We start from the raw sequence: 20,387 nt of genomic DNA on the forward strand, positions 1-20,387 counted from the left end.
TCTATCTGTTTTCATATACCCGGCAAAGATAATGAAAGATTGTTAATCTCCCCTCATTATAAACTTTTTATAATAATTTATCGGCTATATTTCACAAAATCGCAGTTCGACAGCCCTACTTCGCCGGTTTCTTATTACTTTTACCCGCCAAACGAAATTGCATTATGAGTACCCGAATACTGATTACCGGCGCCGGTGGATTCATCGGCGGATTCATCGTCGAAGAGGCCCTCTCGCGGGGATACGAAACCTGGGCCGGGGTGCGCAAGACCACTTCGCGCGAACACCTCAAGAACCCGGCCATCCGTTTCATCGACTTCAACTACGGTAACCCCGACCTACTGGCCGACCAGTTGCGCGAGCACAAACGGGAATATGGCAAGTGGGACTACATCGTGCACAACCTGGGAGTGACCAAGTGCAAGAACCCCGACGACTTCGACCGCATCAACTACGGGTTTGTCAAGAATTTCACCGAGGCCCTCGTCGCTACCGACATGGTGCCCAAGCAGTTTATCCTCATGAGCAGCCTGGGAGCCTGGGGGTTGGGCGACGAAAAAGGCTTCACCCCCATACGCCCCACCGACACACCCCACCCCAATACCCGTTACGGACAGAGCAAGCTGAAGGCCGAGCGACACCTGCAATCGCTCGAGGGCTTCCCCTACGTGGTGATGCGCCCCACCGGAGTATACGGGCCCTACGAAAAAGATTACTACCTGATGATGAAGAGTATCAAGTGCGGATTCGACTTCATCGTAGGATACAAGCCGCAGCTCATCACCTTCATCTACGTGAAGGATCTGGTGCAGGCCATCTTCAAGGCCATCGACCGGGGCGTGACGCGCCGAGGCTATTTCCTCTCCGAGGGGAGGGCCTACACCTCGTCGCAATTCCGCCGGTACGTAGCCGCGGCATTGGGCAAGCGTTGGGTGATACCGGTGAAGATTCCCATCGCCGGACTCTGGATTGTCTCGGTCATTGCCGAAAAGGGTGCCGCTCTCCTGGGCAAGACCAGCACGCTGAACCGCGACAAGTTCCGCATCATGAAGCAACGCAACTGGATATGCGACATCAGCGATGCCCGCAACGAACTGGGGTTCGAACCACAATACAGCCTCGAGCGCGGGGTAAACGAGTGCGTGAAGTGGTATCGCGAGCACCATTGGCTGTAAGGTAGCCCGCTGTAGACACGCCGTCTTTCAAAAAAAAGCGTTACCTTTGCAGTGCGATTCAAGCTGGTGACAATGAAAAAGATAAAATCGGTGTGCGTCTACTGCGCATCCAGTTCCAAAATAAACCCCGACTACTTCGAGGCGGCTCGCGAAATCGGGCGGCTCCTTGCCCAACGAGGCATGCGATGCGTATGCGGAGCCGGGAACCAAGGACTCATGAGTACCCTGGCCGACAGCGTGTTGGCTCACGGTGGCGAAGTGCTGGGAGTGATTCCCCAGTTTATGATTGACGAGGGGTGGTGCCACCCGGGTCTGACCCAGACCGTAGTAACTGCCGACATGCACGAACGCAAGGAGCGCATGGCCCAAGAGGCCGATGCCGTCATTGCCCTGCCAGGCGGCTGCGGCACGTTGGAAGAGCTCTTCGAGATTATCACATGGAAACAACTGGGGCTCTTCCTCAACCCCATCGTGATACTTAATATCGACGGATATTACGACCCCCTCATCGCGATGCTGAACAAGGCTATCGACGAGAACTTCATGCGCCACGAACACGCCCGCCTGTGGCAAGTGGCCCAGACTCCTCAGGAGGCCATCGACGACATCTTAAACGCTCCGGCCTGGGACCCCAGTATCCGCAAAATAGCTGCCATCTAACCACCCGACCGCCATGCCTATCCCTGCTGCACCTCACTCCGCTATCGTAGCCGACACCCTGCACACGGCCGATACCACCGGCACCCGGCTGCCGGCGAGCCAGCCCGAAGTGTTCGTGCCGCAATACATCGGGGGCTTCGAGCGCAGTACTCCGCTCAAGGAGAGCGACCCCCTCAAGGACCTGCAAGAGACCATCATTGCCATACCCGAGGGGTTTTCTGCCGAGCGTATGCCCGATACCCCCACCAACAACTCGTTGCTGGTGAGCATTGTTGTAGTAGTTTTTCTGCTCTTTGCCTTCACTTTCAAAAAAGGGACCAAGTTCCTGGGCGAGATATTCAACAGCGTGCTCAATGTGAAAGACCGCCAGAACCTTTTCGACGACACCACCGTGCGGGAGACCCAGCTACGAGCCGTACTGCTGGGCATGACCTGCGTATCGGAGGGGTTCTGTCTGTTTCAACTGCTGGCCTCCACCCGACCCGACCTGTCGATATCGATCGGGGTGGGTGTCTGCTGCGGCAGCCTCATCGCCTGGGTCTACTATACGTTACAAAAATGGCTCTATCGCGGACTCGGACTCGTATTCTCCGACACGGCCCACACCCGCAAGTGGGTCGAGAGTTTCATCTCGATCAATGCTATCATCAGTATCCCCATCGCCGTGCCGGTACTCTTGTCGATATTTGTTCCGCAATGGGGAAAGGTGATGCTGGTCGTCGCAGGAGTTATCTATCTGGCATCCCGTATCTTATTTATTTATAAAGGGTTTAAGATTTTTTACCGCAATATATTAGATTTATTCTATTTTATTGTGTACTTTTGTGCCCTCGAAATCGCACCCCTATTTTGGGTATATAAATCAAGCATATTGATATATAATTTTGTCGAACTAAAAATACAGCAGCTTTGAAAATTAAGAAAATTCTTGTTTCTCAGCCTAAGCCGAGTTCCGAAAAATCGCCTTACTACGATATCGCCGAGCGATATGGCGTCAATATCGTATTTCGTCCCTTTATCAAGGTAGAGGGCCTGACCTCCAAAGAGTTCAGACAACAGAAGATTTCCATACCGGAATATACCGCTGTCATTTTCACGGCTCGTACCGCCATCGACCACTTCTTCCGCCTGTGCGAAGAGTTGCGCGTCAATATCCCCGAGACGATGAAATATTTCTGTACGACCGAGGCTATCGCCCTCTATTTGCAGAAGTATATCGTCTATCGCAAACGCAAGATATTCTTCGGCAACTCGGGCAAACTGGACGACCTGGTTCCCTCGTTGCTGAAACACGCCGGGGAGAAATTCCTCTTCCCCGTGTCGGATGTGCACAAAGAGCAGACCACTGTTCTGGAGAAACACAAAATCAACTACACACGGGCCATCATGTACCGCACCGTGAGCAACGATTTTGAAGAGGGTGAACCGTTTGACTACGATATGCTCATCTTTTTCAGCCCGTCGGGCATCAAGTCGCTGCTCAAGAACTTCCCCGAATTCGAGCAGGGCGACATCAAGATCGGTACCTTCGGTCCCACAACGGCCCAGGCCGTACGCGATGCCGGCCTGCGACTCGATGTCGAAGCTCCCTCACCCGGAGCACCATCGATGACCGCCGCTCTCGACCTTTTCCTGAAAGAACAAAGCAAAAAGAAATAAACTCTTTTTCAACAAGAACCAAACCTCATAATCGTCTTTCACCGAAAGGAGGCGCTTATGAGGTTTTATTTTCAAACACACGATGAACGAACACAGTCTGCCCAAAAGCGAAAAACTATGCAGCCGAACAGCTATCAACCGCCTGTTTGCCGAGGGTAGTGCCTTCATCGTATACCCGTTGCGCGTCGTCTACCGCATCGACGATGACTCCACGGCTCCGCCGCAATTCTTTGTCAACATACCCAAGCGCAAGTTCAAACGGGCCGTCAAGCGGGTCTATCTGCGCCGACGCATCCGCGAAGCCTATCGACTGCACAAGGAGATTCTGACCGAACCTTTGTTGCAACGCCACCAATCGATGCACGTAGCTTTTCTCTACCTCGACAAGGACCTGAACGATTTCCACACCATCGAACGCAAGATGATCGAGGCTCTGCAGCGCCTGGTGCAGAAAAGCGAACAGCAACCCACCCCTCCCGCCGTAGAGCCATGAAAAAGTTGCTGTCGACCCTGCTCATATGGCCCATCCGCTTCTACAAGGCGGCCATATCGCCCATGCTGCCGCCCTCGTGCCGCTATGTGCCCACCTGCTCGCAGTATGCCATCGACGCCATACAGATACACGGCCCCTTCAAAGGCTTGTGGCTGGCCACCCGTCGGCTGTTGAGCTGCCATCCCTGGGGAGGCAGCGGCTACGATCCGGTTCCCCCCAAGTTTCCGACCGACATCCACACCCATCACGACCGTTACGGGGCCATCATCAGCACCACTCCCGAGGAGTTTCGTCCCCAACCGGGCAAATACTATTCGGTAGGGCTGCACCCCTGGAGCCTGTCGGATACCTCGAAAGAGTCGATTGCCCGGCTCGAAGCCGCCGTACAACACGAACAGGTGGTGGCCGTAGGCGAAACAGGGCTCGACAAACTCAAAGGAGGCGTCAACTACGAAGAGCAGCTCATCTATTTTGAGAAACAGATACGTCTCTCGGAGCAGTGGCACAAGCCGCTGGTCATTCACGCCGTGAAGTCCTACGACGACATCATCCGCATACACAAAGCCAAACGCCCCGCACAACCGTGGATTATCCACGGCTTCAGAGGCAAGCCCGAAACGGCGGCACAGCTCCTCCGCGAGGGACTATTCCTCTCGTTCGGCGAGTATTACAATCACGAAACCCTGAAATCGGTACCCCTCGACCGACTCTTCCTCGAGACCGACGAAGGCAACATGACCATCGACAAACTGTATCGGAAAGCAGCCCACATACGCAACCAGTCGCCCCGACGGCTACACAAGGCTCTGGCCGGCAACATTGCCCGCATCTTCCCGTTGGAGCAACCGGCCCGACAATCGTCTCAACCCGAAAACATTATGGAATACGTTCGATCAACGAAGGGTGAACAAATGCCGTAGCCACGGCCATAACCCCCTCGATCGAAACTACTACCCGCCGGTCGCCCTTGACCCGCAGGAACACCCCCTCGACCCCGGCAAAGACACCGCCGGTAATACGCACCCGATCGCCCTCGCGCAACGAGACAACCTGAGAATCGAGATAAACCACCTGCTCGTCATAGGCTCCTGCCACGGCTATAAAGCTGGACATCTGCCGGTCGGGCACCACCAGAGGCTCGTGCTTCTCGCGATCCATGATATAGCGCAAAGGAACCTTGAGCGAAATCTCCTTCTTGATTTCGTCCATCTTCTCGCGATTCAACCGCACGAAAACCAAATTGTGAATGACGGGAACCAGCTTGCGCACCTTGCGCTCGCCCTTGATAAACTCCTTGTAGTGCATGGGGATAAACGACTCTATCCCATACTGGTCGAGATAACCTTTCAATGCCATCTCCCGGCTATAAGTCACCCGAATGGCAAACCATTTGAGATCGGTCTTGTTTATACCCATAACAGTATCTGAAGAAAATAGGTTTGCACAAAAATAATTTAAATACACGAGATTAACGAAAAAAAACAGAGATGGTTCTTATTTTTTGTTATTTCGAAATTAAAATTGTTTATTTCGATAAAGAGTCGTAATTTTGCAGCTACCGCAGAAACAAGGAGTTCGGTAAGTCTGCACAACCTGCCGCCCCCTATCACCCTGCGAGAAACAACGACCAAACATTTAATAAAGTTTTCATTCGATGAATTTTGTAGAAGAACTAAAATGGCGCGGAATGGTACACACCATGATGCCGGGTACAGAAGAACTCCTTGAAAAGGAAATGGTTACCGCCTACTTGGGTTTCGACCCCACGGCCGATTCGCTCCACATAGGCCACTTGTGCGGCGTGATGATGCTGCGACATTTCCAACGCTGCGGCCACAAACCGCTGGCCTTGGTCGGGGGTGCTACCGGTATGATTGGCGACCCCTCGGGCAAATCGCAAGAGCGCAACCTGCTCGACGAAGAGACCCTGCGCCACAACCAGGAGTGTATCAAAAAGCAGTTGAGCAAGTTCCTCGACTTCGAGTCGGATGCTCCCAACCACGCAGAACTGGTAAACAACTACGACTGGATGAAGGACTTCTCGTTCCTCGACTTCGCCCGCACCGTAGGTAAGCACATCACGGTCAACTATATGATGGCGAAAGACTCGGTTCAAAAACGACTCAACGGCGAGGCTCGCGACGGACTTTCGTTCACCGAGTTCACCTACCAACTGCTGCAAGGCTACGACTTCCTGCACCTCTACGAAACCAAGAACTGCAAGCTGCAACTGGGCGGTTCGGACCAATGGGGCAACATCACCACCGGTGCCGAACTGATACGCCGCACCAACGGCGGCGAGGTATTTGCCCTCACCTGCCCGCTGGTAACCAAGGCCGACGGTACGAAATTCGGCAAGACCGAGTCGGGCAACGTATGGCTCGATGCCCGCTACACCTCGCCCTACAAGTTCTACCAGTTCTGGCTGAACGTGAGCGACGAAGATGCCAAACGCTACATCAAGATATTTACCTCGATTTCGCGCGAAGAGATCGAAGCCCTCATCGCCGAGCACGACCAGGCTCCCCACCTGCGCGCCCTGCAGAAACGGCTGGCCCGCGAGGTTACCGTCATGGTACACTCGCAAGCCGACTACGACGCTGCTGTCGAGGCCTCGAACATCCTCTTCGGGAACTCCACCTCGGAGCAACTGCACAAACTCGACGAAGCCACGCTGCTCGCCGTATTCGAGGGTGTGCCCCAGTTCGAAGTGTCGCGCGACGCTATCCTCGGCGGGGTACCCGCTATCGAACTGACCACCGAAATGGCTGCCGTATTCCCCTCGAAAGGCGAAATGCGGAAACTCACTCAGGGCGGTGGCGTCTCCATCAACAAAGAGAAACTCGCAGCCCCCGATACGAAAATCGACGGCAGCTATCTGCTCAACGACAAATACATCATCGTACAACGGGGTAAAAAGAATTATTACCTGCTTATCGCAAAATAATTCGACTAAAATTTGGCAAAGCCGTAAAAACACATTATCTTTGCCTCGCTTTTGAGGGTTAGACCTCAAAGCATAGAAGTTTGGCTTATGGTGTAATGGCAGCACAACAGGTTTTGGTTCTGTTTGTCTAGGTTCGAATCCTGGTAAGCCAACACAAGAACGAGCAACGGTACGCCGCTGCTCGTTTTTGCGTTTATACAGAGTATTCCTCCGTTCTGACCCCACTTCCTGAAAAAGCCAGACTAACAGTTGTTTTCCTGTCCGCTTTACATTATCTTTGTGAAACAAGCATCCTCCCCCTTCAGACACAGATGAATATAAAATAAAAACAGCCCCCGGCCTCCATGGGCCATCCAAACAAAAATAACCATATAAAAAAACAAGACCATGAAAAAACACAACTTACAAGAGTCAGTCCCTGCAAAGACCCCTCAACGGTCTGCCACGCAGAACCGCATCGGATTGCCAAATTTATACTCCACACGGCTATGGGCAATCTGCCTGATACTATTCGCCTCGTTCACAGCTCTGCCCTATTGCAACCAGGCCAAGGCGGCTACCACAGAAGAGGAAGATTCAGCCCTGCCAATCGTCGCCTGGTTCAACGAACGCGATACCATGACCTACTGGATAAGCGAAGGCTCCTGGAAATTTGAAGGGACCGACACGGTCAAGACCCTTGGAGCCAACACCAAAGTGATGATAACGGTTACCGACTCTACAAAAGAGGGGTATCAGATGGAATACAAGTTTCTGAAATTCAGCACAGACACGGATGCCGAATCCGAAATGCAGAACTTCATGCAGGAAACCGTCCAACGACTTCAAGACGAAATTGCGGGTACAACCATACGGTTCAGAACAGACGAGTTAGGAAAGATTATCCAATATGACAACCTGGAAGAGGTGGAGAAACAGGCCAAGCGTGTATTCGACGGAATCATCCAAGAATCTTCATGGATGGACAAACTGAATTCAACCGGCATAAAAGCCGACGAGCTATTCAGAAACATAGACCCCAGCAAGCTGGTACAAAGCTATACGGAAGAGTTGGAAATGCTTTTCCAATACCATGGATACCAGTTCCCCCTGAAAGAGACCACCCTGCACGAAGAGGCCACCGATACCAAGTACGAATCGGATACTTACCTGTCGGCAACCATCGACCCCGAAAGTTATGAATATGATATAATCATCGAAATCAACAATTACATACCCAGGAAAGATATCAAGCAACTGCTTGGTGGGTTCGTCGATATGCTTATGGACAAAGAGGACGCTACTACCGTGAAGGAAGATATGGATACCGGATTTGACGAGCAAGTGACCGAAGATGCCGTAAGCAAAGAATTTCTGCACATAAAATATTTCCCCGACGGATGGCCCCAGGAGGTCATCAGCCAGCAGAAAATAATTATCGGCAACAAAGGCAAAATGACGCAAAAGTACATTACATGGGATGAGCGCAGCGTGCGCAACTCTGACTGACACAGGAGACCAGTCTCCCCATGGTCCCGGCCGGACAAGCCTTCGAAATGCCAACCCTAAAAGTCGGTAGAGCCATTCGTGGCTTTCCCCCAAGAGCTTCGTGTCTGCAAGTATACACACAACAAGAGCGGGAACTCATCACAAGTCCCCACTCTCGCACAAGTTGAAAATGTTATGATTTATTTGACAAGCAGTCGATGGTTATATACCTTACCGCCCACTGTCACTTGCAGCAGATAGACACCTGCATCGAGCCCGTCGACCAAAAGGGTCTGTACGGGAGCCTCAGCTGCAAGCACCAAAGCACCACGCAAATCGTAGACAGCTACCTCAGACACACCGTCGGCCAGCGTGATATAATCTTGTGCCGGGTTGGGCCAGAAGAGTTTTTCAACAGCTACCCGCTCGATCGAAGTGGCTTTCTCTACCTCATAGGCGCCGATTGAAGGAGCCGTTTCCGAACGGGCTTTACCCCGTTGGTCAACCGTGGGAACACCCTCTACCACGATACCGGCACCGGCAGCAATACCCTCGGGCGAGATGGCTATCGTTTTGGTAGTTCCCTCGTTGAGAGCCGGAACGGGTTCGGCATCGGCAAACAAAGTCTGGTCGGTATATACCGTGTTGTCTACAAACTCATCGACCGTAACCGGGTCGCCTTCCAGCTCGGTTCCGTAGATGTTGTGCGAACCGGCCAGCGTACAGTTGTCGTACGTGTAGATGTCGGGACCTCCCTCACTACCTACGACAATCGTATTGTATACATTAACCACAGCCCCCGAAGCTATATGAATACCCGCTCCGTAGGTATCGTGCACACTCTTGTTGCCTACGAGAGTACAGTTGTAGACACTGGCATTTCCCTGGAAAGCCAACGCTCCGCCACCTTTGGAGGCTCCCGTAATTTCATTCTGGTAGAAAGTACAGTTGGTGAGGGTAGCCGCATCGGAGGTCGAGAGAATGGCACCCCCGTGAGCTGCCGAGGTATTCTCGCCGAAATAGCAGCCCGAGATATTGTAGTTTACCTCCGTCTTGAATGATGCATACCAGGCACCACCCGAGGTTCCCGTAGAGCTATTACCCTCGAACGAGCAGTTTTCTACCGTTATATTGCCCATCCATGTCAACAAGGCACCGCCACCGTTGGCCGTATTGTCGTTGAATGTAGAATTGGTAATTTTCAAAACACCGTCGGTCACATTGTTTTTTTGCACCACGGCTCCGCCGTAATGACCTGCACTATTGGTCGTAAATGTACAGTTATCGATTTCGGCCGAAGCTCCGGCATTTTGCAAAAATATGGCACCGCCATCGGCTGACGAACCGGAAGCCTCATTGCCGGTAAAGGTACAGCCTGTAAAATAGTTTGTACTGCCCGAGCAACCTACGGCACCACCATGCGTGGTACTGGTATTGTCGGTAAAGGTACAGTCGGTGAAACGGCCCGTCACACCGCTGTTGGTATAGACGGCACCGCCCACTTTCGTAGCCGAGAGATTCTGGAACGTACAGTTCGTAAGAGTAATGTCGCCACAAGCCATGATACCGGGTGCATAACCGTTCCGAGCCTTGTCGAAGAGCAGGTTTTCGCCGGTGAACGAACCGTTCTTACCCACGAGAATCGTTGCCGACCACGAGGCCATGGTTGTTTCGTCGTCAATCAGGGCCGTGCCGTCACCGCCATAGAGCGTACAGTTCTTGAGCGTGAGCGAAACCAGTTCGGCATCTTCGGCCGGCGCATAGAGGCCTATTTTGAAAATACGGTAGTTCGATACCCCCGGCTCGGCCACCGAGATGGTTTTGCCCTGGGCATCGATAGTCAGATTCTTGTCAATCTGTATCGTGGCCGGAATAGTCACCGTAGTTTCGTCGCCGATAGAAAATTCTATCTCCGATCCTCCCGGAGCATTGGCCACCACATAGGGAAGCGAGCCCTCTTCGCTGGCATCGCCCGAGGTCTTGGTCACCAAAAAAGTTTCGGCAAAAGCTGCGCTCGAGAACAAACAACATGCGCAACTCATCAAGAGTAGTTTGTTTTTCATAATAGCACTTTTTAAAAGGTGATAAGAAATGAAATAATTATTTTTGCAAGTATAATAATTTTTTTATTTATGCACAAAAGATTTCGTTTGCTTTCTTTATAATTCTTATATTTTTCTATTCGAAACATAAAAGAAACTAAAAAGAAAAAGAAATGAAATATATACTACAAAAAAAGGAGCGGCCTCGCAGAGGTCGCTCCCGAAATCGGACCAAAACCCGGCCTGCAGTCTCTCAAGCGGGTTTCTTCCAAAGTTTCCTTTATAGGCTATTTACTGTTGTTTATTTCACGTTCTTCATCACTTCGACTACTTTTTCCTTCATGGCCTCGTCGCGCAAGTCACGTGCAACGATGGTACCGTCGGGGGCAAACAAGATGATATGGGGAATACCCTGAATGCCGTAGAGTTCGGTCGGTATCTGTTGAGCGTTGATGATTTGCGGCCAAACGATACCCAGCTCCTTGATGGCAGCCTGCGTATCTTCGGGTTTATCCCACACGGCTACACCCAGCACATCGAGACCCTTGGCGTGATATTTGTCGTAGAGCTCCTTGATGTTGGGAATCTCGCCCCGGCAGGGACCGCACCACGAAGCCCAGAAGTCGACCAGCACATACTTGCCCTTGCCCACATAGTCGGAGAGCGAAACCTTCGTGCCGTCGGGTTGCTCGATGGTGAAGTCGGTAAACATCTGACCCTCGGCTGTCTTTTTCCAGATTTCGAGACGTTGGTTCATCACCTTTACCAGAGGATCGGCCTTGAGGGTTTCGCCGGCCAGGTTGATGACCGAGTCGAGACGCTCGGGCGAAAGATCCCAGTTGAAGAGGGTCCATGCACCCACGGCGTTGTTGTTGTTACGGTCGAAGTAGTGCGAGAAGAGTTTGTCTATCTCGGGCATGATGAAGGTCAGCTGCACCTTGTCCCACTCGGCCGAAGCCTCTTCGTCGGACAAACCTTTTGCTATGATCTCTTGTTGTTTGGCTATGAAGATTTGGTTCAACGAATCGATGTCGTTCATAAACGAGGCAAACTCGTCGTTGAGCGGAGTACCCGATACCTTGTCGGTTTCGCCCAACTCTACGGCAATGTGACCGTTCTCGACGATAAATCCCATGCGGTAAAAAGAGGGTACTTGCAACATACCCACGAAAGCGGTATCGGCCTTGCCCTTGAACTGGAACTTGTTATCGGCAATCACCGCGCTGTCGAGCACATCGCGCGAAGCCATATCGGTCAGGTAAACCATGTCGCCGTTCAGGGTAGAGTCGGCCACTGTTCCGTCGATGGTATACGACGAAGGATTGGAGTTGCAGGAAACAACCGTTGCGGCAGCAGCAGCCACCAGAAAGAAAAGATTTCTATTTTTCATATACGTTATAAATTGATAGCGAGGCAAAGATAGAGATATTTCGATAAAAACGGGAAGTTTTACGTTCTTTATCATTTAAAAAGAGTGAAGCCAAAGGACTATACATTAAAGAAATATTTCCTTATTATCTTGTATATTCCGCATACTTCAGTTACTTTTGCATGGTGCAAGGTTGCATAATCTTTATTTACAACAAATAATAACTTAAATTCAAATCCTATGTGGTTAAGTAACTCGTCCATAGGACGAAAAGTAGTCATGAGTGTGACAGGACTCTTTCTCGTCCTATTTTTAACGTTTCACATGTGTATGAACTTAGTGGCGTTAATCAGCCCTGCCGGCTACAATGCCGTATGCCAATTCCTGGGAGCTAACTGGTATGCCCTGATTGGTACGGTCGTTATCGCCGCCGGAGCCGTGATTCACATCATCTACGCCTTCTGGCTGACGATTCAAAACCGGAAAGCTCGCGGAAACGACCGCTACCTGGTGAACGTACGTCCGAAAAGCGTAGAGTGGGCCTCGCAAAACATGCTGGTACTGGGTATCATCGTGGTACTGGGTCTGGCTTTGCACCTCTTCAACTTCTGGTACAAGATGCAGCTCAACGAGGTTATCGGTCACCTGCCCGAAGTCAATCCTCACGACGGTATCGCCCTGATTCGCGAAACCTTCAGCTGCCCGGTTTATGTAGTTATTTACCTCATCTGGTTCGTAGCTTTGTGGTTCCACCTCACCCACGGTTTCTGGAGCGCCATCCAAACCCTGGGTATCAACAACCACGTATGGTTCAACCGTTGGAAATGTATCTCCAACATTTTCACTACCATTATCTGCTTGGGCTTTGTTGCCGTTGCCATCTCGTTCTACATCATGAGCCTGACCGGCTGCGGAACTTGCACCCTTTAATAAACCAACCTATTCATTTCACAGAAAAAAAATTGTTATGGCTACAATAGATTCTAAAATACCCGAAGGCCCCTTGGCTGAAAAGTGGACCAATTATAAAGCACACCAAAAATTGGTGAACCCGGCCAATAAACGTCGTCTCGACATCATCGTCGTTGGTACGGGTCTTGCCGGCGGTTCGGCTGCCGCTACGCTGGGCGAGCTGGGATTCAACGTGCTGAACTTCTGTATTCAGGATTCGCCCCGCCGCGCTCACTCTATCGCCGCACAAGGCGGTATCAATGCTGCTAAAAACTATCAGAACGACGGCGACTCGGTATACCGCCTCTTCTACGATACGATCAAGGGTGGTGACTACCGTGCCCGCGAAGCCAACGTATACCGTCTGGCCGAAGTGTCGAACAACATCATCGACCAATGCGTGGCTCAAGGCGTACCTTTCGCCCGCGAATACGGCGGCCAGTTGGCCAACCGTTCGTTCGGTGGTGCCCAGGTATCGCGTACTTTCTATGCCAAGGGTCAAACGGGACAACAGCTGCTGCTGGGTGCATACGCATCGCTCAACCGCCAGGTAAAGAAAGGTACGGTAAAACAGTATACCCGCTACGAGATGCTCGACCTCGTCATCATCGACGGCCGTGCCCGCGGTATCATTGCCCGTAACCTGGTAACCGGCGACATCGAGCGCTTTGCCGCTCACGCCGTAGTTATCGCTACCGGTGGATACGGTAACGTATACTTCCTTTCGACCAACGCCATGGCATCGAACGGCTCGGTTGCCGTACAATGCTACCACAAAGGTGCCTACTTTGCCAACCCGGCCTATGCGCAGATTCACCCCACCTGTATCCCCGTACACGGTGAATTCCAGTCGAAACTGACGCTGATGTCGGAGTCGCTGCGTAACGACGGCCGCATCTGGGTTCCCAAGAAAAAAGAGGATGCCGCTGCCATCCGCGCCGGCAAACTGAAACCGACCGATATCAAGGAAGAAGACCGCGACTACTATCTGGAGCGTCGTTATCCGGCATTCGGTAACCTCGTGCCCCGCGACGTGGCTTCGCGTGCCGCCAAAGAGCGTTGCGACGCCGGTTACGGTGTAGGTGCTACGGGTTATGCCGTTTACCTCGACTTCAAGGAGAGTATCGAGCGTCTGGGTAAACAGGCCATCCAAGGTCTCGACCACCACGAAATCGAAAAACTGGGTGGCGAAGCCGCTGCTATCCAAATCAAGGGTAAAGAGGCTGTGGCCAGCCGCTACGGCAACCTGTTCCAGATGTATGAGAAGATCGTAGACCAGAACCCCTACGAAACGCCTATGATGATCTATCCCGCTTCGCACTACACGATGGGAGGTATCTGGGTAGACTACGAACTGATGACCTCTATCCCCGGTCTGTTCGCTATCGGCGAGGCCAACTTCTCGGACCACGGTGCCAACCGTCTGGGTGCATCGGCCCTGATGCAAGGTTTGGCCGACGGTTACTTCGTACTTCCCTACACGATTCAAAACTACCTGTCGGACCAGATTCAGGTACCCCGCTTCTCGACCGACCTGCCCGAGTTTGTAGAGGCCGAAAAGGCTGTCAAAGCCCGTATCGCCCGCTTGATGAACATCAAGGGTAAACGCTCGGTTGACTCTATCCACAAAGAACTGGGCCACATCATGGTCGAGTATGTAGGTATGGGCCGTAACAAAGCCGGACTCGAAACCGCACTCAAGAAAATCGACGAGGTGAAGAAAGAATTCTACACCAACGTACGTATCCCGGGCGAAGCCAATACGCTGAACGTAGAGCTCGAAAAAGCTCTGCGCGTAGAGGACTTCCTCGAAATAGGCAAGTTGATGGCTCTCGACGCTCTCAACCGCGAAGAGTCTTGTGGTGGCCACTTCCGTGAAGAGTATCAAACCGAAGACGGAGAGGCTAAACGTGACGACGAACACTTTATGTATGTAAGCTGCTGGAAATACCAAGGCGAAGATAAGAAGCCCGAACTATTGAAGGAAGAACTGAAATACGAGGCTATCAAGGTTCAACAACGTAACTACAAGAAATAATTTGTCTAATCGCCGTTTAATTCCGGTATAACACGATAAAGTTATGGAAAAAACAATCAATATAACACTGAAGATTTGGCGCCAAAAAGGGCCCAAAGAAAAAGGTAGATTTGAGGAATATAAACTCAACGGTGTATCTACCGACAGCTCTTTCCTCGAAATGCTCGACTTGCTCAACGAGCAACTCATCAACGAGGGTAAAGAGCCCGTAGTTTTCGACCACGACTGCCGCGAAGGTATCTGCGGTATGTGTTCGCTCTATATCAACGGACACCCCCACGGCCCCGACACCAGCGTGACGACCTGCCAGTTGCACATGCGCAAGTTCAACGATGGCGATGTAATCACGGTTGAACCGTGGCGTTCGGCCGGATTCCCCGTAATCCGCGACTTGATGGTAGACCGTCGTGCCTTCGACAAAATACAGCAAGCCGGTGGTTATATCTCCATCAACACGGGTGGTGCTCAAGATGCCAACGCTATACCCATCTCGAAAGAGGCTGCCGACGAGGCTATGGACTCGGCTACCTGTATCGGTTGCGGTGCTTGTGTAGCTGCTTGTAAAAACGGCTCGGCCATGCTCTTCGTTTCGGCCAAGGTAAGCCAATATGCCCTGCTGCCGCAAGGCCGCGTAGAGGCTGCCGCTCGTGCCCGTGCCATGGTAGCCAAGATGGACGAACTGGGATTCGGTAACTGCACCAACACCGGTGCCTGCGCTGCCGAGTGCCCCAAGAACATCTCGCTCACCAACATCGCCCGCTTGAACCGCGAGTTCATCTGCGCCAAACTGAAAGACTAATCACCTCTTTCATACGTCAAAAAACAATCCCGGGAAGGCCTTCCCGGGATTGTTTTTTTATAGAACACCACCCCATCGCGACTCATCGCATCGAACTAGGACCGAAAATCGAGAACAAATAGAGTTTCGAGATAACGAATTATTCGTATCTTTGGACTGCGTATTTGTGTTTTGGCTATGAGACGAGGTTTTCTATTCGTCATATTCGTATTGTTATGGATAGGGTTGGGCTCGTGCAGCCGCTACCATTCCGGAAGGGCCGAATCGCTCTATCAGCAAGCCCTGGAGATGGAAGAGCTCCACATCCCCGACTCGGCCATCGTACTCTATCGTCAAGCTCTGAAACAGTTGGACGGAACCGAAAACGCCGAGTTGGAAGCGTCGATATACAACCGGCTGGGCGACCTTCTGCTCGACCACAATATCTACGAAACGGCCTGGGACACCTACACACAGGCTCTGAAAGTATCGCAAAACCTGCCCGACAAAAGCAATCTGTCGCACGCTTACCGGGGTATGGGCAAGTATCACTACCTCTACAAAAACCCCGACAGCGCTCTGTTCTACTTCGAAAAACCTCTCGCCTTCCTCGACCAGATAGCCGACCGAGAGGAACGCTCGTCGGTCTACAACAACCTGTCCAGCGCATACAAACAGCACAACGACCTGGCCCGGGCCCTGCAATGCAATGCAGCAGCGTTGTCACTGACCCGCAACAAGGTGAAACGGCTGCGCAATTATGCCGTGAGGGGACAGCTTTTTGCCTTGCAGATGCAATACGACTCGGCTCTCTTTTATCTCGAACAGGCCAGCCGTAGCGACGATATGTCGGTAAGGGCATCGGCCTACTTCAAACTGGCCGACCTACCCGACGAAGCCGGTATAGCCGACTCGTTGCGATACCGGTATCTGCAAGAGGCTTACCGACTTTCCGACTCGATCGAAAACATGGCTATAGCCCACCAGATAGATCGCCAGGAGCATATACGCATTACTACCGATCTGCAGGAACAGAGCCACACACGCCTGATTGTAGCCATAACGATATGTGTGGTAGCCTTGCTGTTGATCTCGGTAGCCGTATTCCTGTTTTATCGCCAACACCTCAAACGTCGCAACGAACAACTCTTTGCCCATAAATGGGAGAAACAGGAGGCCCGGGCCCAGGAAAACGAGAGCCGAGAACTGCAAATGGTCGAAATCATACGCAAGGCCGGCGAACGATGCAGCCGCGATTTCAAGACAACCAGCACCTACAACGAGTGGTACCGACGGATTACCCAGGGCAAGGAGTCGCTCAGCTACGACGAGCAAAAGGAGTTTCAGGCAATTGTCGTAAAAGAGTTCGACCCCTACCTGCAACAGCTCTCGAGTGTAGTGCCGCTGACGGGAAACGACGCTTTTCTCTGTGCCCTCATTCAACTGGGATTCTCGACTCGCGAGTGCGCCGTATGCCGTGGAATCAGCAACGAAACCATACGTTCGCAACGCACCCGACTGCGAAAAAAAATACCTCAAAACTTTTCAGACCAGGGTCTGGGTGTGGTCATTTTGGGCGAAGAAAATCTTTCGAAACGTTAAATTGCAACGCTTCATTTTATAATCATCTGATAATCAACATATATTTCTGATTAAATAGCAACACCTCGCGTATTGTTATTTTCTTATTTTTTTCTCATTTTTGTATTACAGAATTTTCATTTCGAAAGAAATATCCTTTGCAAGAGACCAAAACAAAACAAATCGTATGAAAAAATTTACAAGTTTTCTATTTTCGTTGTGCCTCGTTCTGGGAGTTTCAGAGGCATGGGGTGAAATAAAAATCACCACCTCGCTCGAACTGGGCAGTGAGTTTACCTTCTACCCCTCGCCGGTAGCCTCGGACGGTAAAGTGATTGTCGACTGGGGTGACGGTGTTCAAAAAGAGTATACCGTAGACGGTATGTGGACTCGCAGTGTGAGCGACAATCAAGTGGGCGACACGATACGGATACTCTCGCCCATGCGTTCGTTCGACTGCTCCGAAGCACATGTAACTTCGCTTTCGATTGTCAACGAACCCGAGTTGACCACACTCGACTGCTACCGCAACGAGATAGAACGCACCAATCTTGATATTTCGGGTGCCCCCAACCTCGAAACCCTTAACTGCTACAACAACCCCAAACTGATGTTCCTGAACCTGTCGGAGCACAAAAAACTGAGAAACCTCGACTGCCGCTACGATAAAACCGATGCGTCGAACCCCGACGACCGGGGCGGCATCACAACCATCATATTGCCCAGCGAAGGCAGTGCTCTGGAGTCGATTACGGCCTACAACAACGACCTGAGCGCCATAGACCTGTCGGGTTGCCCCAATCTCTACTCCATCAACCTGGAGGGGAATGCTCTGGCAGAGATAGACGTTACCAAACTGGCCGAACTGCAACAGCTCGACATTCGCTACAATTACATCCAGTCAATCGACCTGACCCAAAATGCCAAACTCGAAAAGCTCTTCTGCAACGACAACTATCTGACCGAACTGAATGTATTTGCCAATACCGCCCTGATGGACCTGGTATGCAGCAACAACCAGTTGACCCGGCTCGATCTGACAGGAAACAGCAAAATCACCAACCTCTCGTGCGATGGCAACCAACTGACCAAACTGAACGTGTCGAACATGTCCAACCTGCTTTCGCTCAAGTGTGGCGACAATCTGCTTACCGAAATAGACTTGAGCCAAAACACTCACCTGACAAGATTCTGGGGCCCCAACAACCTCTTTACCTACCTTGACTTTTACTATAACCAGGGCATCAATACCATCGATATTCGCAACAACAAGGGTATGACTCCCTGCAGCCTCAACTACATGTATCAGACTCTCTCGGGTCTGGAGAGTGCAAGCCCCTACCCCAACCTGCTGCTCGAAGGCAGCAATGCCGAGACCAGCGACACCTACATCGCTACCGAATCGAAATGGACAGTCGACGTTACAGGCGACGGCAGTGCTACCTGCGGCACGGTGACGGCTACAATCGTACCCTCCGAATTGGGAACCTTCACCCTCTCGCAACCCGACCTGGTAACACACGAACTGCACGCAGTCGAAAACAACCAGCTCGAATCGGGTGTACCTACCTACATCACCGCCTCGCCTGCCGAAGGTTATCAGGTGCGCTACTACGAGGTGAACGGCCAACGCATCAACAGCAATATTTTTGCTGCTTCGGAGAATGTAACCGTATCGGCCGTATTCATCCCCATCGCTGCCAACAACTACATTGCCATGGAGGTAGAGAACAACGTGCCTTTCTCGTTCGGAATAAGCGGAATTGACCCTGAAACCGAAGTTGAAATCGACTGGGGCAACGGCGAAATCGAGACCATGACCATCGACAACGAATCGATTGTGAGACTCGACGGCAACTCCAAGGGTACGACTATCCGTATCAGCGGCTTGATCGACTATTTCGATTGCTCCGAAAACCACCTGATTTCGCTCGACGTAACCCACAACGCTACGCTGGCTACCCTCGACTGCTATTGGACGGGTATTACCTCGCTCGACCTGTCGAAGAACCCCGAATTGGGCAAACTCGACTGCTCTTACAACGAAATAGGTACCCTCAACCTGTCGAAGAATACGAAACTCTTCTCGCTTACCTGCTACGACTGCGAATTGACATCCATCGACTTGTCGAACAATACCGAACTCGAAGAGGCTGTGATACGCAACAACTCGCTCTCGAGCGTGACTCTGGCCAACAACACCAAACTGATGTTGCTTGACGTACAGAACAACTCGCAACTGAGCTCTATCGACGTGAGCATGCTCTCCAACCTGCAGGAACTGCAATGCAGCAACATGGGCCTGACTTCGCTCGACGTAACCCACAACACGCAACTGGTGCGACTCACCTGCTCGAACAACCAGCTTACGACCCTCGACTTGTCGAAAAATACCGAGCTCGAACGCCTCTTCTGCGACGGCAACCAACTCGAACCCATCGACCTGTCGAACAACACGAAACTGAACTACATCGAGTGCTCGGGCAACGGTATGACGGCTTGCGAGCTCAACGACCTCTACTATCACCTGCCCGTCTGCGCTACCACGCCTACAACGGCCAACCTCTTCATTGCCGGTATCAGCAATGAAAACGAAGCCGAAACCAGCGAAACCTCCATCGCTACGAAGAAGGGTTGGAAAGTCTCTATCGATGGCGACGGCAGCGGCTGCAACGAGGCCTACATCACCATCGAACCCTCGGAGAACGGTTCACTGGAACTGCGCAACGAGAATAACGAGGTAGTAAACTCGGGCGACAAGGTGGCCAAGAACAGCACGGTTACCATCACGGCTCTCCCCGACGAAGGTTACTTGCTGAGAAACGTGAAGGTAAACGGCGTGAGCGTAAGCGGTTCGTCGTTTGTCGTGAAGATGGCTTCGGTAGTAACGGCCGAATTTGCCGACGAATCGGCTATCGACGAAACCGAGACTGCAGGGGTTAAAGTATGGAGCCTGCCCGGTATACTCCGAATCGTAGCCGACGATGCCGCCGTACAGGTATATACCACAAGCGGCAGCCTCGTATGGGAAGGCCGGGTAATCAACGAAAGAGACCTAAACCTTAACCAAGGTATCTACATAGTAAAAGTTCATAACACTCTTTCGACACAAAGTAAAAAGGTAATTGTGAAATAACACATCACCCTTTTACCTCACAAGAAAACCCGATGCAGTTTATCTGCATCGGGTTTTCTTGTATTATCGACAGCCTATGTTCATATCATGT

Annotated in this window: 16 protein-coding genes, 1 tRNA gene and 1 pseudogene; 15 read left to right on the top strand and 3 right to left on the bottom strand. The window is 51.7% G+C overall.

The features are described from left to right. Positions 1–164 precede the first annotated feature (164 nt). From Q1K76_RS07720 to Q1K76_RS07745, 7 genes and pseudogenes are all read left to right on the top strand, one after another. Complete coding sequence (locus tag Q1K76_RS07720; RefSeq protein WP_298661995.1) at positions 165–1,175, top strand: NAD(P)-dependent oxidoreductase; 1,011 nt, start codon at positions 165–167, stop codon at positions 1,173–1,175. A 72-nt stretch (positions 1,176–1,247) separates the two neighbouring features. Further along, on the top strand, positions 1,248–1,835 hold the full coding sequence (locus tag Q1K76_RS07725; RefSeq protein ID WP_258326883.1) for a TIGR00730 family Rossman fold protein: 588 nt from the start codon (positions 1,248–1,250) through the stop codon (positions 1,833–1,835). A gap of 13 nt (positions 1,836–1,848) precedes the next feature. Next, complete coding sequence (locus Q1K76_RS07730; protein ID WP_300132305.1) at positions 1,849–2,748, top strand: DUF4271 domain-containing protein; 900 nt, start codon at positions 1,849–1,851, stop codon at positions 2,746–2,748. After that, complete coding sequence (locus tag Q1K76_RS07735; protein WP_300132308.1) at positions 2,745–3,494, top strand: uroporphyrinogen-III synthase; 750 nt, start codon at positions 2,745–2,747, stop codon at positions 3,492–3,494. Before Q1K76_RS07730 ends, Q1K76_RS07735 begins: the two co-directional genes overlap by 4 nt. 82 nt (positions 3,495–3,576) lie before the next feature. Continuing rightward, positions 3,577–3,987 (top strand): ribonuclease P protein component, encoded by a 411-nt coding sequence (locus Q1K76_RS07740; RefSeq protein WP_087407917.1) that lies wholly within the window; start codon positions 3,577–3,579, stop codon positions 3,985–3,987. Beyond that, positions 3,984–4,202: pseudogene (gene yidD, locus Q1K76_RS11885) on the top strand (membrane protein insertion efficiency factor YidD); the annotation flags it as partial. The gene Q1K76_RS07740 and the pseudogene yidD, both read left to right, overlap by 4 nt. A 51-nt stretch (positions 4,203–4,253) precedes the next feature. Beyond that, positions 4,254–4,907, top strand: coding sequence for a TatD family hydrolase (locus tag Q1K76_RS07745; RefSeq protein WP_309249695.1), 654 nt, complete (start codon positions 4,254–4,256; stop codon positions 4,905–4,907). Here Q1K76_RS07745 and Q1K76_RS07750 read toward each other — a convergent pair. After that, entirely contained in the window at positions 4,864–5,403 is a 540-nt protein-coding gene (locus tag Q1K76_RS07750; RefSeq protein ID WP_087407915.1) for a UpxY family transcription antiterminator, read from the bottom strand. The two genes, Q1K76_RS07745 and Q1K76_RS07750, sit on opposite strands and share 44 nt — an antisense overlap. Positions 5,404–5,641: 238 nt before the next feature. Between Q1K76_RS07750 and tyrS the strand changes: the two genes are divergently transcribed. The 3 genes from tyrS (at position 5,642) to Q1K76_RS07765 (ending at position 8,422) form a co-directional block, all read left to right on the top strand. Next, positions 5,642–6,934, top strand: a complete 1,293-nt coding sequence (gene tyrS, locus Q1K76_RS07755; RefSeq protein WP_258326888.1) for a tyrosine--tRNA ligase — start codon at positions 5,642–5,644, stop codon at positions 6,932–6,934. An 81-nt stretch (positions 6,935–7,015) separates the two neighbouring features. Continuing rightward, positions 7,016–7,086 (top strand) — tRNA-Gln (locus Q1K76_RS07760). Between the two features lie 235 nt (positions 7,087–7,321). Continuing rightward, positions 7,322–8,422 (top strand): hypothetical protein, encoded by a 1,101-nt coding sequence (locus Q1K76_RS07765; RefSeq protein ID WP_258326890.1) that lies wholly within the window; start codon positions 7,322–7,324, stop codon positions 8,420–8,422. Positions 8,423–8,601: 179 nt separating this feature from the next. On the opposite strand, the gene Q1K76_RS07770 is transcribed toward Q1K76_RS07765, so the two are convergent. Next, positions 8,602–10,464 (bottom strand): right-handed parallel beta-helix repeat-containing protein, encoded by a 1,863-nt coding sequence (locus Q1K76_RS07770; RefSeq protein ID WP_300132312.1) that lies wholly within the window; start codon positions 10,462–10,464, stop codon positions 8,602–8,604. A 280-nt stretch (positions 10,465–10,744) separates the two neighbouring features. Beyond that, the gene (locus Q1K76_RS07775; RefSeq protein ID WP_300132314.1) at positions 10,745–11,833 is read right to left on the bottom strand and encodes a TlpA disulfide reductase family protein; all 1,089 of its coding nucleotides are present in this window, start codon (positions 11,831–11,833) and stop codon (positions 10,745–10,747) included. A 219-nt stretch (positions 11,834–12,052) separates the two neighbouring features. Here Q1K76_RS07775 and Q1K76_RS07780 point away from each other — a divergent pair, with 219 nt between their 5' ends. From Q1K76_RS07780 to Q1K76_RS07800, 5 genes are all read left to right on the top strand, one after another. Beyond that, positions 12,053–12,742 carry a succinate dehydrogenase/fumarate reductase cytochrome b subunit gene (locus tag Q1K76_RS07780; protein ID WP_298662008.1) on the top strand — a complete coding sequence of 230 codons (690 nt, stop codon included), beginning with the start codon at positions 12,053–12,055 and terminating at the stop codon, positions 12,740–12,742. A gap of 37 nt (positions 12,743–12,779) precedes the next feature. Beyond that, complete coding sequence (locus tag Q1K76_RS07785; RefSeq protein ID WP_300132316.1) at positions 12,780–14,801, top strand: fumarate reductase/succinate dehydrogenase flavoprotein subunit; 2,022 nt, start codon at positions 12,780–12,782, stop codon at positions 14,799–14,801. Positions 14,802–14,844: 43 nt separating this feature from the next. After that, positions 14,845–15,600, top strand: a complete 756-nt coding sequence (locus Q1K76_RS07790; RefSeq protein ID WP_087407908.1) for a succinate dehydrogenase/fumarate reductase iron-sulfur subunit — start codon at positions 14,845–14,847, stop codon at positions 15,598–15,600. Positions 15,601–15,777: 177 nt separating this feature from the next. Beyond that, positions 15,778–17,181, top strand: a complete 1,404-nt coding sequence (locus Q1K76_RS07795) for a hypothetical protein (RefSeq protein WP_300132318.1) — start codon at positions 15,778–15,780, stop codon at positions 17,179–17,181. 166 nt (positions 17,182–17,347) lie between these two features. Next, positions 17,348–20,296 (top strand): T9SS type A sorting domain-containing protein, encoded by a 2,949-nt coding sequence (locus tag Q1K76_RS07800; RefSeq protein ID WP_300132319.1) that lies wholly within the window; start codon positions 17,348–17,350, stop codon positions 20,294–20,296. Positions 20,297–20,387: the final 91 nt, after the last annotated feature.

It is taken from the genome of uncultured Barnesiella sp., from assembly GCF_946496565.1.
In the GTDB taxonomy this organism is placed as follows: domain Bacteria; phylum Bacteroidota; class Bacteroidia; order Bacteroidales; family Barnesiellaceae; genus Barnesiella; species Barnesiella merdigallinarum.